The sequence below is a fragment of the Rhizobium sp. SJZ105 genome (assembly GCF_007828365.1).
Classification (GTDB): domain Bacteria; phylum Pseudomonadota; class Alphaproteobacteria; order Rhizobiales; family Rhizobiaceae; genus Agrobacterium; species Agrobacterium tumefaciens.
The window spans coordinates 160,734-176,572 of record NZ_VIUP01000005.1; the positions used below are offsets into that span (position 1 = coordinate 160,734).

Consider the following 15,839-nt stretch of genomic DNA (forward strand, 5'->3'; position numbering starts at 1 on the left):
GCTGCAGCGCAAAATTTAGGCGGCAGCCGTCATCCATTGCGTGGTGGTTTCACTGACGATTTCCGTCGCCATATCGGCAATGGCCCGGGCAATCGCGTTGTCGCCACGCTCCTGATAAACGGTGTGAAATGTGAGGGGCGGTACTGACGGACTAATGTCGAGAATACGCGCCTCACCGGATTTGATGATGCCGTCCACCAGCACACGCGGCAAAGCGCCCACCCCAACGGCCGCGGCCACAAGGCGGGTCATGATCGACAGCGAATTGGAATTATAGATGCGGCTGTCGGACAACCCGTGAGAATCGAGCAACGCGCGCAACGCCTGATGTGGCTGCGAGCCTGTCGAGAAGGTAAGTAACGGAAAATGCGCGATATCTTCGAGTGTGACGCCCGTTTCCGGCAGCGGCAATTCAACCGCGCCAACCCAACAGGACTCGAACGTACAGAGCGGTGAATTGTAGATATTTGCAGCCATGATCGGCCCCATGATGAAACCGACATCCACCTCACCGTTTTGAATGCGCTGGGATAGTTTCAGGCTGGTGTCGATGGTCAGATCCAGGCTGACGCCGGGGTAACGTTCGTTCATGCGGCGGATGAGCAGCGGTAACCAGGCATAGACGATCGTGTCGGCAGCACCTATGCGCACGGTGCCTCTCAGCGCCTCCCGGCTACTCACGATCTGTCGGAACTCACCGGTCAGATTGACGATCTTTTCGGCATGCTGCAGCGCCAGACGACCAGCAGGTGTCAAGTTGACGCAGCGCACATCGCGCGTGAAAAGCACGACGCCAAGCTCCCTTTCGAGGGCGGCAATTCGGTTGGACACCGACGCCTGGGTGGTATTCAACCGTTCCGCGGCCGCCGAAAAGCTGTTCAGTCGTGCAGCCCAGAGGAAAGTTTCGAGAAATCGCGTATTCATGAGGTAAAATCTTCCCGCATGGCTCCGCGAGCCGGCACTAACGTCGCTGGCTCGTCTTGCCCTTGGCCCTTTGTGGTTCGAGTGCAAGTATGTCCGATGCACGCCCCCATAAGCAAGGGATCAACGCCCTGGCCCTGGCACCGCTTTTTCGCACCGGCTGGGGCTGGGAAAAGGGATAACGGTCACAAGGATGTTTCAAATGAGTGGCCTGTTTTGCACCAGCTGCTTCCCAAACCATTGAACGCAAACAGGGCTCTGCGTCTCCTCGGAGCCCTGTTTCTTTAAATCTTTGATTGTCGGACCATCAGCGTTGCACCGGATTGCTGTGACGAAAGACAGATCGGCGAGACCTAAATCCTCGTGCCCCGCATACAGGACACAGCCTGCCTTAAGTCTGCAGGCACCCCTCCCCCAAACCTCACGGCTTCGGGATGACAGTTGCGAGCTTGCGGAACGGCGACAGGATTTCGAGGCGGCTTGGCACGCCCTTGGCGATGCTGATAATCGATCCGGGACCGATCTTCACCGGGACGGCTTCGCCCTGCGAATACATTGCCTCGCCCTCAACGACGACAAAAGTTTCCTCGAGGTCACGACCCGGATAGTTGTAGATGCCGGGCTCGGCCTTCCAGACTGCGACGATCGTGCCATTTTCGATCGGGTCCTGCCATATCTGGCGACGATACGAACCGCCTTCACGGCCTTCGGCGGGCATGGCCGGAACAAGATCCACGTCATCGGAAATGTTGAAAATCGGCATGGTCACGGGAATTCTCCTTGCTTTGTCAATGTTGGCACGGACCTTGTGGCCGCGCCGGTTCAGGCATGGGGTGGCAGTTCCGCCCCAGCTAGTTTCGTGGATATGTTGTCGCGCAGCCGGTAGTAACGCAGCGCCATTGCGGGTGCGAAACCCATAAAGAAGGGAGCTGCCTTCAGTGGTTCCAGCTTCAGGGCAAGCTCGTTCTCCGGCTTACCAAGCGCCCATTCCGAAAGAATGGAACCGAGCATCGAGCCGGTCGGCACACCACGGCCCGAAAGACCGGTCAAAGCCACAACGCCCGGCGCCAGACCATAAAACCGCGGTACGGTGCGATATTGCATATCGAGTTCGCCGAACCAGAAATACTCCCAGCGGATCTCTTCCCGGAGCTTTGGATGCAGCCATTTGAGCCGTTCGCTCATGACCTGTCTCGTATAGGCCATGTCGCGGCCGCGGCGTCCCATGGGAAACATCGATGCGACGATCCGGCCTTCGGCATTGTATTTGTAGACGTAGATATCGCCGCGACCATCATGAATGGTCGTGTTCTGCGGCAGGACGCTCCTGCGTGTCTCTTCGGACAAAATTTGCGTGGCGGCAACGAACACGCGTTGAATCTTGAAGGTCCGATCCAGCTTGGGCCAACCACCAACCGTATAGGCGCCAGTGGTAAAGATCACTTTCGACGCGACCACTTCTCCGCGATCGGTCTTGACCTTCCAGCCTCCGGTTATGTCGCGTTCGCAACCCGTCACTGCCGAGCCGGTAAATATCTTTCCGCGCTCCTGGATGACAGCACGGCCGAGACCGCGGGCGTAACCGAGCGGATTGAGGTGACCTGCCTCTTCGTGCAGCCAGCCGCCGTCGAAACGGGTACTGCCGGTGACCGCTTCCACCTCGTCACGGTCGAGCAGCCGGGTTATCGCGCCCACCGCATTATAGGTCTCGACCTTGCGCCTGATCTCATCCATGGCGCCCTTATGCGGTGTGCCCATCACATAGCCGTTCTGTACCCATTCGCAGTCGATCTGATAGTCGCGGATCATGCTCGAGACGCGGTCATTCGCCCGCGTTTGCCGTTCGATCAGCCGTTCCGCCCACGGCTCACCCAGCATCCTGCGCAGCTCGGGCAGGCTATAATGGGTAAAGGTCGGGGTGCAATGTCCGGCATTGCGGCCCGAACCGCCGAAGCCGATTTCCTGCCGCTCCAGAAGCACGACATTGATGCCGGTTTTCGCCAGCTCCAATGCGGTCGTCAGACCGGTATAACCCGCGCCGACGATGCAGACATCGGCCTGCACGCGACCGGAAAGAGGCTCCGTATGCGGTGCTGAAGCTGCGGTCGCATACCACAGCGTCACGTCAAAGGGTGAGAACGAAACCATCTACCGACACCTTCAGTTCAGGTCGCTGCGTGCATCGAGCGCATCACGAAGCCCATCACCGATGAAATTGAAGCTCGTGACGGCAAGCGTGATGGCGACGCCCGGCACGATGGCGAGCCAGGGCGCCTTGTCGAGATATTGCTGGGCTCCATTCAACATATTGCCCCAGCTCGGCAGCGGCGGCTGAATGCCATAACCGAGAAAGCTGATATAGGCTTCCAGAAGGATGGCACGCGCGACCGTCAGGGTCGCGGCAACGATGATGGGGCCGACAGCATTCGGCAGCAGTTCCCGGAACATGATCCAGCCATTGGGCAGGCCCAGCATACGGGCTGCCATGACGAAGTCGCGTTCGCGCAGAGACCGCACTTCCGCTTCAACCAGACGGGCAATTTCCATCCAGCTTGTGACGGCAATGATAACCGTGATCATGAACGGGCTCGGCTTGACGAAAGCAGCCAGAGCGAGAAGCAGGAAAATACTCGGGAAAGACAGAAAGGCATCGACGAAACGCATCAGTATCGCGCCGATGCGCCCGCCATAATAACCGGCAACGACACCGATGATGGTGCCGATCAGTGTCGACAGCACCATGGCGAAAAACCCGACCAGCAGTGAGATGCGGCCGGCATTGAAAAGGCGCGCGGCTATGTCACGTCCGAGCGGATCGGTGCCGAAAATATGGTAACCGGTCATCGGCGGGGCAAAACGGGCGCGCAGATCGATGAACAATTCATCGTAAGGCAAGAGATAGGGCCCGACCACGCAGGCGAAAATCATGACGGTGATCATGATGAGGCCGAGCACAGCAAGCTTGTGGCGGGCGAACCGGCGCAGCGTGCGGTTCTGCCACCAGTGGAACCGCTGTGCGGCCTGTGAGGGATGGAGGGTTGCAGCGGACATGGTCTTTCCTTCGATTGAGTGCGGCGTTTCGTCGATCCGGCCCTATCCGAGCCGGATGCGGGGATCGACGAGAGCAACCATGAGGTCAGCGAGCAGGCTTCCGATGAGCACGAGGATTGCGGAAAACATCAGAAGCCCCATCACGACTGGGTAGTCGTGATAACCAAGGCTATCGAGGAACAGGCGGCCCATGCCGGGCCAGGTAAAGACCGTCTCCGTGACAAGCGCGCCGCCGAGAATCGTCGGGAGCTGGAGACCGGCAAGGGTAATCATTGGCAGAAGTGCATTGCCGACGACGTGTTTCATCAGAACCCGGCGCGGGGTCAGCCCCTTGGCGCGGGCGGTACGGACGAAATCCTGATTGATGACGTCAAGCGTCGCAGTCCGCATGTAGCGGCTCCAGACGGCGATGTTGACGAGGGCGAGTACCAGGCTCGGCATGATTAGGTGAATTGCATAGTCATAAAAAGACTGATCGCCGATCGTATACATGTTGCCCGCCGGCAGCCATTTCAGCCTGAGCGCGAAAACATAGATGGCCACCAGCCCGAACCAGAAGGTGGGAATTGAAAGCGCCACCATGGCCCCGACCGTCGCGGTGTAATCGAACAGCGTATAACGTTTGGTCGCCCCCTTGATACCGATCCAGGTGCCGACAAGGATGGATACGACGGTTGATGAGACCATCAACAGCAGGGTCGCAAACAAATGCCCGGAGATGATATCGAGAACCGGACGTTGGTCGCGATAGGATTTCCCCCAATCGCCTTGCAGCAGGCGCCAGGCCCATTCGAGATATTGCACCGGCAAGGGTCGATCGAGACCCATCTGGTGGGCGATGCGATCAAGCGCCTCCCGCGTCATGCCGGGCGTCAGGGCAAATTGCGACAATGGACCGCCAGGCGCGAGGTTGAGGATGGCAAAACCGATGATCGAGACAAGCAGCAGAAGTACGAGGCTCTGCCATATCCGATGGAGAAGAAAGGTCAGCATGATGAGACTCCAGGTCGCATCGTGGAACTGGCTAGCAACCATCCACGAATAGCCGTCAGAGTGCCGGCTGCTTCAAAGCCGGCACTTCCATGGATCGGGCATAAAGCCCTGTCTGCGGCAGGCTTTACGCCAGACGCCAGGTCGCAACGTTCCAGGTATCGATACGGTTATTGACGTTTGGCTTCACGTTTTCGACACCCTGCTTGTGACCACGCACCGTTGCGTACTGGAACAGCGGCAACAGCGGCAGTTCCTTGCGCATGATCTCCTGGATCTTCAGGTAGACGGCCTTGCGCTCCTCCGGCACGAAGAGACTGCCGCCCTTGGCCAGAAGATCATCGACGTCCTTGTTGACGAACTGCCAGGTATTCTGGCCCGAGCCACCTTTTGCAGCGCTCGACGTCGAGCGGAAGAAGTCGGAGGTATCGGGATCCGGGCCGGTCAGGAAGTCGAGCCCGACGATAACCGAATCGAACTTCGACAGCATCCAGTAGTCACCCCACATGACAGCCGGCGGCAGGTTCGAAATAGTCATCTCCACGCCGATATCCTTGAAGGATTGCTGCATGTATTGCTGAACCTGTTCGCGGATGTGATTGCCCGCTGTCGTGGAGCAGGTGAAGGCGAGCTTCACGCCATCCTTGGCGCGGATGCCGTCCGCCCCGGGCGCCCAGCCCGCATCGTCGAGCAGCTTTTTAGCTTTCTCGATGGAATATTCATGCTTGGGAAGATCTGGATTGTAATAGAACGACTGCTGCGGAACGTAGCTTTCGGTGGGTGTGGGCAAACCGTAATAAAGTGCCTCGATGATCGATTGTTTGTCGATCGCCGCATAAAGCGCCTCTCTTACCGCCGGCTCCTTGAACTGTGGACGTTCCATGTTGAACGAGAGGGATTCAATCGTCGAGCCCGGCACGACGTTGACCACCTTGCCGGCGAGATCCTTGGCCTCGTCATAATGGTCGGGTGTGATCCATTGCAGGCCCACCACGTCTATGTCGCCGGTCTTGAACTGGGTGTACATCACATTCAGGTCGGGTACGTATTTGTAGACCAGACGCTCTATATGCGGGCCATCACCAAAATACTCGGTATTGGCGTCGAGCAGAATGTAGTCACCCGCAACCCGCTCCTTCCATTTGAATGCGCCCGTTCCGACCGGCGCGTTGTTATAGGCGGCGGTATTGCGGTCAGCTTCCGCACCTAGGAGGTGCTTCGGCGTAATAAATGTGGAAGCAAGGATCGAGGGATAGGGCGCGAAGGGCTTTTCCATCTTCCAGGTGATTTCCGTCGGCGAAACCACGGTCAAATCCCGTACGAACTCGTGCCCGGTCTTGCGCCATGAACGGAAGTTGGGATCGACAAGAAGTTCAAGCGTGAACTTCACGTCTTCAGCGGTGAACGGCTTGCCGTCGTGCCATTTGACGTCGTCACGCAGCTTGACCTTCCAGTTGAGACCGTCGGCGGAAATGCCGCCGTTTTCGACCGTCGGCACTTCGGCGGCGAGAGCTGCGACGAAGGCACCTTTCTCGTCGACATAAAACAGCGGGTCGAAGATGCTGAAATGGATGCCTTCGTCGACTTCAATATGCGGCATATGTGGATTGAACACGGTAGGCTCCTGCGAGAAGCCGACCGTGAGCTGGCCTTTGGCGGCCTTGTCCTGCGCCATGGCGCGGGAAAAACCCGGAAGACCGGAAAGGACGACGCCGGATGCGCCGAGCGCCAAAAGGCCGAGTGCCTGGCGGCGGGTGGTATTGATAAGCGGCTTGTTCTGGTCGGACATTTTTTAGTTCCCCTTGATCCGATGGTTGAACACGACGATTATTTTTGCTTCCGCCTCTTTGGGCGGTACTACTCCCATCAGCAGTTGCCTGCCTCATGCGTCAAAAGGATCGGCGGCGTCAGGCCGCCGGACTTGTTGTGTCAAAAGCCGCTGACCAGTTCGATCTTCGAACCGTCGCTGAAGCGGCTGAAACGGAAATCGCGACGATCGACAATCGGATTGCGACCTGTGACGATATCAGCCATGAGTTTTCCAGCCGCCGGGCCGATGCCGAAACCATGGCCGGAAAAGCCGGTTGCAACATGAAAGCCCGGAATGGCGTCGATATTGTCGATGACCGGAATAGCGTCAGGCGTCACATCGATCATGCCCGCCCAGCGCTGCGAAATTTCGGCCTTTTCGAAGACCGGGAAGGCTTTCTTCAGCTTGGCAAAGGCGCCGTCCGTCATGTCCATCGCCGGAACGGGATCGAGCACGCGATTATATTCGAAGGGCGAAGCCTCATCGAGCGCCCAGCGGCGCGGAATGCGCCATTCATCGTAAAAGCGGCCAGTCAGGCGCAGGTCGAGCGAGCGCCACTCATGCCGCAGAGCCGGCAGGAATTTCAGTGCATAACGGAAAGATGCGGGCACGATGTCGACGATGTTCTGGAAGCCGTTCGCGATCGTATATCCGCCGTCGAGACGCTTGCGGATCGCAAAACCGTTCGACCAGATTGCCTCTTCCGGGCCGCCTTCCAGCGGCTTTGTGCGCAGCACGGAATTCATGACCTTGAGCTGCGGCAGATCGAGACCGTTGTTGTCGAGAAACAGGCTGGACCACGCGCCACCCGCCATGACCGCCGCCTTGCAGGCAATTTCACCGCGCTCTGTCACGACACCCGACACCTTGCCGCCGGAGAGCTGCAGACCGCGCACGGCGCATTCGGTCAGAATGAAAGCGCCGCGGTCGCGGGCAGCTTCCGCAATGGCAGGCGCGGCGCGCTGCGGCTCGGCCCGGCAATCGCCGGCGGTATAGAGGGCACCGGCGACATCCATGTTGGAATGAGGATATTTCGCCTTGAATTCCTTTGCACTCAGCATGCGGCTTTCAATCTGGTAGCCTTCCAGATTGCGGTTCCAGCGTTCGTGCTCGGAAAATTCCTTTTCGTTTGCGCATGTGAAGACGATGCCGGAACGCTTGAAACCGGTTTCTCGCCCAGTGCGGCGATTGAGATCCGCCCAGATGCGCAGCGATTCTGCCATCAAGGGCACCTCGCGTGGGTCGCGGCGGGAAATGCGCACCCAGCCCCAGTTGCGGCTCGACTGCTCGTGGCCGATACCGCCCTTTTCGCAAAGTGCAACACGCAGCCCCTGATCGACGAGTTCGAGCGCGGTGGAGGTGCCGATAATGCCGCCGCCAATGACGACGACATCGACTTCTTTCGGCAATTCCGCATCGCCATGGACGGGAACGACATAAGGACCGGGCATGTCAGAAAAACTCCTCAAGCTGGCAATTGATGGCGAATTCGGCGACGGAAGCCTCATTCGGTAAGGACAGCAGCATGGCAATGATGCGGGCAAGATCGGCGGGCTGGGTCATTTGATCCGCCGGCCGTTCGGATAAGGCGGTCGCCATATTGGTCGCAACGAAACCGGGGCATACGGCTGTCGCGCGCACGCCGCTTTCGAAGCCCGCCTGTCGGATGGCATGCGCAAGCGCGACCGCCGCGAATTTGGAGAGAGAATAGCTACCGGCAGATGCGGACTTCACCCGCTTGCCGGAAAGGGAAGCGAGGATGATGACCCGGCCACGACCGCTCTCGCTCAACGCCTCCCAGGCGGCTTTAACCAGCCTTCTCGGTGCCTTGACGTTGACCGCAAGCATGGCGTCGATGTCTTCGTCATCTGCTTCGATCACTGTCTTCGGTATCATGATGCCGGCATTGGCCACGACAGCATCGATACGACCGAAATGCTGATACGCATCATCGGCCCAGCGCTTCTCCGCACTCGCATCATTTGCGTCATAATGGGCAAGATGGACCTGTCCCTCGTGACCCACAGCCCATTGCGGCAGTGAAGGGCTGCGCATACCAAGCGATACCGACCAGCCTTCGCCAAGAAGAGTAGCGGCGATATGGTCGCCTATACCCCGGCTTGCACCGGATATGAGAGCAACGCGTTTTGTCGTTCGTTCCATCATGCAAGCCCCACAATATGGCGGTAGGCGCGACGCAAAATGTCGATAACCTGCTTCTGCTCGTCTTCCGGGATGAAGCTGAAGAAATCGCGCGATTGCTGCGGAACGATCTCCCGGATTTTCGTTGCAAGTGCCGCTCCGGCTTCGGTGATGTAAAGCTCCTGGGCGCGGCTGTCCTCCTGCGACACTTCCCGGCGTATCAGATCGTGCGACACCATCTGGTCTATGATCCTGCCCATTGCAGACCGGTCCCGCATCGTCAGATGAGCTATCACTGAAGGACGGATACCCGGGTAGTCATCGACGAGCAGCAGGGTCGTGATCTTTCCAGTTCCCTTCGCCACATCCAGCCCGTCCAGCCGGGCATCGAGATCGCGCGATACGGCAAGGTTGATCGTGCGGATGTAAAAGCTCAGCGTGTCTTCAAGCACGTCGAGATTGATATCAGTTGGCGATGTCGGCGGGTTTTCAGTTGGTTTGGACATGAAGTTTCCGTTCGAATGGTCAAAGATCGACATTGGCGCGCACGCGTTCCCGGCGTGCCGCAGTGCAGGTTTTCGGCCATGTCGTATGTCAGTTTCGTGACTGAATGAAAGGATAATTAGTAGACAAACGCAACTACTTTTTATTCCTGAAATCATATTTTTATTATTTAAATCAAACCGTTAAAAGGAACACCTCTCGCGCCACCGGATCCACGATAATCCGGCGGTGCAATCGGTCCTTGATGTCGCGCAATGCAAAGTCTGACGAGGTGTCCGGCTCGTCACACTTCGATGTTATGTGCCGACGGCAGTTGCCGCAGGTTCCCAATCCGCACCGGGGATCGCCGCAACGAGTTTCCGGGTATAGGGATGGGCCGGCGACCGGAAGATTTTTGTCGGCGGCCCCTGTTCGACAACCGTTCCCTTGTGCATGACAAGCACATCGTCGCAAATCTGGCTTGCTACTCTCAGGTCATGGGTGATGAAGATCATCGCCACCTTCATTTCAGCCTGCACCCGCGCCAGAAGCTCCAGAACCTGCGCCTGTATGGAAACGTCGAGAGCAGACACGGCTTCGTCGGCCACAAGGACGACCGGATCAAACATCAGTGCACGGGCAATGCCGATGCGCTGGCGTTGGCCGCCGGAGAATTCGTGCGGGTAACGGTCATAGGCCTGTTCATCCAGCCCCACGAGCTTCAGAATTCCCAGAGCCTTTATTCTCGCCTCACGCACAGCCATTCCGTGGGCAACGGGGCCGACAGTCAAAATTCTGCCGATCGTATGGCGGGGATTAAGCGACGCGAAAGGATCCTGAAAAATCATCTGGATATAGGGTCGCAACGATCGAAACGTCGTTTCGTCCATCGCTGCTATGTCACGGCCATCGAAGCAAATTGAACCGCCATCCGCCTCCAGCAATTTCAGCAGGACACGCCCGAGCGAGGACTTGCCCGACCCGCTTTCGCCAACGATACCAAGGGTCTGGCCCTTGTGAAGCTTGAAGCTGACACCATTGACCGCCTTGACAATACGGGCCTTGCGGAAAAACGAGCCGGAGCTGCGATATTCCTTCTCAAGATTTTCGACCTTGAGAACGACGGGGGCATCTTCGCTGACTGAACGCTCAGTGCTCCGCATCTGCGGAACCGCAGCGACAAGTCGCTGGGTATAGGGGTGGACGGGATTGACCAGAACCTGGTCCGCCCTTCCCTGCTCCACAAGATATCCCTTCTCCATCACCACGACGCGATCGGCAATTTCGGCAACGACGCCGAAATCGTGGGTGATGAACATGACGCTCATGTTCTTGCGCTTCTGTATCTTGCGGATGAGCTCAAGGATCTGCGCCTGGGTGGTAACGTCGAGAGCGGTTGTTGGCTCATCGGCAATCAGGACATCCGGATCGAGTGCCAGTGCCATGGCGATCATGACCCGCTGGCGTTGTCCGCCAGACAGACGGAATGGATATTGCAGCCGCATCAGAGGCGGGTCGGGAAGACCGACTTCTTCAAGTAGATCCAGAACCTTGGTCTTGCGGGTTTCAGGCGTTCCATAGCCATGCGCTTCAAGCACTTCGGCGATCTGATCCCCGATTGTCATCAACGGATTGAGCGCGGAGAGCGGATCCTGGAAAATGATTGAGACCGCCTGACCACGCAGCGGCCGGATTTTATCTTCCTTGGCCGCAAGTATGTCCATTCCCTTGAAATGGATTTCGCCGGAGCTGACTTTTATCACGGGCGACAACAGCCCCATGATCGTGCTGGCAGTGACGGATTTGCCGGACCCGGATTCACCGATAATGCACAGGATTTCACCTGCGTGGAGGTCGAAAGAGATATTCTTGACCGCGTGGGTGCGCTCCATTCCCGGCGGAAGATCCACCGTGAGATTGCGAACGGACAGCACCACGTCGGCTGACGTGGTTGGATGCGACATAAGTTCCCCTTGTTTTTTTGTAACTTTGTTCGCTTTGGCCGACGCTTCATACGTCGGAAACAATATGGTGGACTATGTCTACTATATTGTCCAGTGAGTGGCGGTAGCTGAGACGGTCGACCGGCACCACCTTGGCGCTGCCCAGCATTCTTGACCTTTATGATCTGCAAAATGCCAGGCTGTCCCGCTTGATGTTTGGTCAGGAACGGACCCAGCGCTTTGCGTTTCGGGACAAGTTCTCCAACTGTCCCGCTAGCGCCCACTTGCGGAGCAACTTTCGCGTGCTTAAAAGGCGTGCAGTTTCAAATCGCGTCGGAGAGGACCAATTTCGTGGAACAGGTAAATACCCAAACCGGTAAGGGCCGGACCAAAGCTTTATGGGCGGCGGTTGCGATTATTGCTGTTGCTGCTGCAGGCGTCATCGGGGGTAAGGCCTTCTACGAAGCAAAGGTCAGCGAACTCGTTGCTCGCACTGGCGCAACTGCCCGTTCCGTTGAGGTTGATTTCCTCGGGCAGATTCATATTCGCGAACTGGCCTTGCCGCTTGCCGATGGCAAGAACATCCGGATTGCAGCTATCGATGGACGTCCAAAATTTCCTTTCCTGGATGGCGCACTGGAGCTGAACGACATCAATGTTGACGTGCCAACCGGCAAGATCTCGATGGCGCATGCGCGTGTCGAGAATGCCGCGTTCAAAAAACCGGATGCGGCTGAAGTATCCGGAGACGGAAATGCCAACTCTCTGCCTAAGCGCATAGAGCGATTTGCAGCAGAGCGTATTTCCACGCCTGAGATGACATTCACGCAGTCCATCGCCACCACCGAGCAGAAGACTGTTTATAAGAACGTAGCCTTTTCGGACATCGCCAAAGGCCGGGTCGCCCGATATTCCATCGACAATGCCAGCTACGACATCCAGATGGATCTACCGGACAGCACTGGCGCGATGAAAAAGAAGCACTTGGTCGTATCGACCGGCGCCATAGCCGGACAGGACTTCGATGCCGCTTACCTCGCAAGGCTCTATACGGAAAAAGCGGGTCCCGAAGATAAGGACGCAAAGCTTCTCTATGGCCCGCTCTCCGTCAGCAAAATCTCGTTCTCGGACGGAGACGGTCATTTCACCTACGATGAAATACGCAGCGACGGCTTCAGCGCCCGCATGCCGGCCGAGCCGCTTCTGGAAACGATGAACGCGCTTTCGGCGACCAAAAATACCGACGAGCTTTCACCTCAGGAACGCCAGGCAATTTTCGCCAAGGCCCTCTCCATCCTCGATATGATTGGCAAGAGCAACATGCAGTTGCTCGGGTTCAAGGCCGACGCGCCTGATGAAAGCGAAGGGGCTGCCGGCAAAAGGGTCAAAGTCGGCATTGATCGTATCGATATGCAGATGGACAGCCGTAAGCTCGACTTCGGCCTGAATGGCATGTCGATCGGAAATGGCGTCGACACGATCGAAGTCGCCGAGGCAAGCCTCAAGGGCTTTGACTGGAGTTCCACAATCGAGAGTCTCTCCAAAATCGTCGGGCTTGACGACAAGCAGATCGAGACTTTCCCGTTTAATCACCTGATACCGGAACTGGGCACCGTCCGCGTCGGAGGCATCAATGTTGACGTCGCCGCCCCGGAACAGACAGACGACGAGACTGGTGAAAAGACGGAGGGCGTGCCTGAGCGCATCAAGTTCACGCTCAGGAATTTCGAGATGGGTCTGACAAAGCCCTTCAACGGCATACCCACAGATATCGTGATCAGGCAGGATGACCTTTCTCTTCCGATCCCGGAAGATTCGACCGAGGAAGTTTTTGTCGAAGCCCGCAAACTGGGTTTCGAGGCACTCGCCCTGTCTTATGCCCTTGCCGCCGGCTGGGATGAACCGAACAAGAACCTGGTGATCCGGGAAATCTCCATGCGCGGCAAGGATATTGGCAGCGTCAATTTTTCCGGTCTGGCGAGCGGGTTCACCGAGGAGTTCTTCTCCTTCGATACCAATCGTACTCAGGCCGCCCTCCTGGGGCTCGCGGGCCGCGAGGTAAAGCTGACGATCAAGGACGAAGGCATGATGGCCAAGGCTATCAAGCTGTATGCTCTGCAAAACGACATGACCGAGGATCAAGTGCGCGGTGTTCTGATACTCGTGGCAAGCGCGGGCTTGCAGCAGATCGCAGCTGAACAGCCCAAACTCAAGAGTGCGGTGGACGCGTTGCTACGCTTCATCAACAACCCAGGTACTCTTACGGTTACCGCCCGCTCCACTGGACCAAATGGCCTTGGTCTTTTTGATCTAGTTGCAGCGTCTGAAAACCCGATGCTTCTTCTCGACAAGGTCGATATCCAGGCGACGGCCGAGTAAGTCGTCCGATCGCACCTCCAAACGGTTCAAGCTCCGGTTCTCGGAGCTTGAACACACCGGGCGCGGAGCTTCTAGCAAAGCTTAGATGCGCCGCGCCTTGATCGTGTTCATGACAAAGCTGGTCTCGATGGTGTCGACGCATTTCAGCTTCGCGATCTTCTCCTTGATGAAGCGCTCGTAGTCCTCGAGCCCACCACACATGACCTTGAGCATGTAGTCCCTCGAACCCGTGACGAGGTGACATTCCAGAACCTCGTCCCAGTCCAGAACGGCCGCCTCGAACATCTGGATTTCGTCATCGTGCTGGCGACTGAGGCGGATGGATGCAAGCGCGGTCATCGTCCATCCCTCGATTGCCGGATCGACGATCGCGGAATAACCTTTGATCAGCCCCGTCTCTTCCAGCCGTCGCAGCCTCCGCAGACATGCAGATGCCGACAAGCCGACTCGCTCGGCAAGTTCGTTGTTGGTGATCCTTGCGTCGGCAGACAGCTCCTTGACTATCCGCCGGTCGATTGGATCTGCAATTTTTTGCGACATAAAGCACAATTCTCCGCAATATATTGCTTCATCAGACATATCCACGCTTCAGAATGCAAGGTATTTTGGCTTGATTGGATGTAAGCTGCGGACAGTTCAACGTCTGTTGAGGAGGACCTTCCGCAAATGACCGCACCGCATCCGTCTAAAACCCATATCGGCAACCACGCTCTCCATCCTGAAACCCAGATGCTCAATTACGGCTACGATCCGGAATTGTCGGAAGGAGCGGTGAAGCCGCCTGTGTTTCTGACCTCAACCTTCGTCTTCAAGTCGGCAGAAGACGGTCGCGACTTCTTCGACTATGTCTCCGGCCGCAAGGAGCCGCCCGCAGGCAGAGGTGCAGGCCTCGTCTATTCGCGTTTCAACCATCCCAATAGCGAGATCGTCGAGGACCGCCTTGCCGTTTACGAACGCACCGAGAGTTGTGCGCTCTTCTCGTCCGGCATGTCCGCCATTTCGACGACGCTTTTCGCTTTCGTCCGGCCCGGCGACACCGTACTCCATTCCCAGCCTTTGTACGGCGGCACTGAGACGCTGCTGGCAAAGACCTTCCACAATTTCGGCGTTTCGGCGGTGGGTTTCGCCGATGGTGTCAGCGAGGCCTCGGTGATATCCGCCGCAGAGGCTGCGATGGCGAAAGGCAGGGTGTCCGTCATCCTCATCGAGACCCCCGCCAACCCGACAAACAGTATTGTCGATATCGCTATGATCAGCCGCGTTGCCGACGTGATCGGCCAGAAGCAGGGACACAGGCCAATCATCGCATGCGACAACACACTCCTCGGTCCGGTTTTCCAGCGGCCAATCGAGCACGGTGCCGATATCTCGCTCTATTCACTGACAAAATACGTTGGCGGGCACTCCGACCTCATTGCCGGAGCAGCGCTCGGTCGCAAGGATGTCATGAAGCAGGTGAAGGCATTACGCGGAGCGATCGGCACCCAGCTCGACCCGCATTCGTGCTGGATGCTCGGGCGCTCGCTTGAGACGCTACAAATCCGCATGGAGCGGGCAAACAGCAATGCCAAGGTGGTGGCCGAGTTCCTGAAGGCGCATCCCAAGGTCGAGAAAATCCATTATCTGCCGTTTCACGATCCGGCGTCCCCGGTTGGCAAGGTGTTTGCAGATCAATGCACCGGTGCGGGATCGACCTTCTCGTTTGACATTGCGGGCGGGCAGGCAGCGTCTTTCAAATTCCTCAACGCTCTCACGATATTCAAACTCGCGGTCAGCCTTGGCGGTACGGAATCTCTCGCCTCCCATCCTGCAACGATGACGCATTCGGGTGTTCCGGCCGACGTCCGCCAGCGCATTGGTGTGCTTGATTCCACGATCCGGCTGTCAATCGGCATCGAACATCCCGACGATCTGGTCGCCGACCTGACCCTCTCTCTGGATGCCGCCTGACGAAGAGGCAAATGCCGCTCCTCCCCGACTGCAATACGTATGGGTTTTTCAGTACATACGAAACACGGAAACCAACCTAGTGCAGGAAGGCGATAAGGGGAGCGGCGTTACCTTCCGCTACGATTGGAGCCAGTCCCGAACCGGCAATATGATACAGAAGCAGCGAATGA

General features: G+C 57.5%; 13 protein-coding genes. 2 read left to right on the forward strand and 11 right to left on the reverse strand.

What is annotated here, in order from left to right; genetic code table 11:
• Window positions 1–15: 15 nt before the first annotated feature.
• The 10 genes from FB593_RS17290 to FB593_RS17335 form a co-directional block, all read right to left on the reverse strand.
• Complete coding sequence (locus FB593_RS17290) at window positions 16–924, reverse strand: LysR family transcriptional regulator (RefSeq protein ID WP_003517687.1); 909 nt, start codon at window positions 922–924, stop codon at window positions 16–18.
• A 418-nt stretch (window positions 925–1,342) separates the two neighbouring features.
• Window positions 1,343–1,684, reverse strand: a complete 342-nt coding sequence (locus tag FB593_RS17295) for a cupin domain-containing protein (protein WP_003517688.1) — start codon at window positions 1,682–1,684, stop codon at window positions 1,343–1,345.
• A 59-nt stretch (window positions 1,685–1,743) separates the two neighbouring features.
• Entirely contained in the window at window positions 1,744–3,069 is a 1,326-nt protein-coding gene (locus FB593_RS17300) for an NAD(P)/FAD-dependent oxidoreductase (protein WP_145166800.1), read from the reverse strand.
• Between the two features lie 12 nt (window positions 3,070–3,081).
• Entirely contained in the window at window positions 3,082–3,972 is an 891-nt protein-coding gene (locus FB593_RS17305) for an ABC transporter permease (protein WP_112198935.1), read from the reverse strand.
• A 42-nt stretch (window positions 3,973–4,014) separates the two neighbouring features.
• Window positions 4,015–4,965 (reverse strand): ABC transporter permease, encoded by a 951-nt coding sequence (locus FB593_RS17310; protein ID WP_013761327.1) that lies wholly within the window; start codon window positions 4,963–4,965, stop codon window positions 4,015–4,017.
• 124 nt (window positions 4,966–5,089) lie between these two features.
• Window positions 5,090–6,751 (reverse strand): peptide ABC transporter substrate-binding protein, encoded by a 1,662-nt coding sequence (locus FB593_RS17315; RefSeq protein WP_003517694.1) that lies wholly within the window; start codon window positions 6,749–6,751, stop codon window positions 5,090–5,092.
• A gap of 140 nt (window positions 6,752–6,891) precedes the next feature.
• Window positions 6,892–8,223, reverse strand: coding sequence for an NAD(P)/FAD-dependent oxidoreductase (locus FB593_RS17320; RefSeq protein WP_145166801.1), 1,332 nt, complete (start codon window positions 8,221–8,223; stop codon window positions 6,892–6,894).
• Between the two features lies 1 nt (window position 8,224).
• Window positions 8,225–8,935, reverse strand: coding sequence for an SDR family NAD(P)-dependent oxidoreductase (locus FB593_RS17325; RefSeq protein ID WP_162692323.1), 711 nt, complete (start codon window positions 8,933–8,935; stop codon window positions 8,225–8,227).
• Complete coding sequence (locus FB593_RS17330) at window positions 8,935–9,420, reverse strand: MarR family winged helix-turn-helix transcriptional regulator (RefSeq protein ID WP_026330963.1); 486 nt, start codon at window positions 9,418–9,420, stop codon at window positions 8,935–8,937. Before FB593_RS17330 ends, FB593_RS17325 begins: the two co-directional genes overlap by 1 nt.
• Before the next feature lie 294 nt (window positions 9,421–9,714).
• Window positions 9,715–11,361 (reverse strand): ABC transporter ATP-binding protein, encoded by a 1,647-nt coding sequence (locus FB593_RS17335; protein ID WP_145166802.1) that lies wholly within the window; start codon window positions 11,359–11,361, stop codon window positions 9,715–9,717.
• 330 nt (window positions 11,362–11,691) lie between these two features.
• On the opposite strand from FB593_RS17335, the gene FB593_RS17340 reads away from it, so the two are divergent.
• On the forward strand, window positions 11,692–13,719 hold the full coding sequence (locus tag FB593_RS17340) for a hypothetical protein (protein WP_112198938.1): 2,028 nt from the start codon (window positions 11,692–11,694) through the stop codon (window positions 13,717–13,719).
• Between the two features lie 81 nt (window positions 13,720–13,800).
• Here FB593_RS17340 and FB593_RS17345 read toward each other — a convergent pair whose 3' ends face one another.
• Window positions 13,801–14,259 carry an Lrp/AsnC family transcriptional regulator gene (locus tag FB593_RS17345; RefSeq protein WP_003517703.1) on the reverse strand — a complete coding sequence of 153 codons (459 nt, stop codon included), beginning with the start codon at window positions 14,257–14,259 and terminating at the stop codon, window positions 13,801–13,803.
• A gap of 126 nt (window positions 14,260–14,385) precedes the next feature.
• Here FB593_RS17345 and FB593_RS17350 point away from each other — a divergent pair, with 126 nt between their 5' ends.
• Window positions 14,386–15,669, forward strand: coding sequence for a cystathionine gamma-synthase family protein (locus FB593_RS17350; RefSeq protein ID WP_065663082.1), 1,284 nt, complete (start codon window positions 14,386–14,388; stop codon window positions 15,667–15,669).
• The last annotated feature ends 170 nt before the right edge of the window (window positions 15,670–15,839 follow it).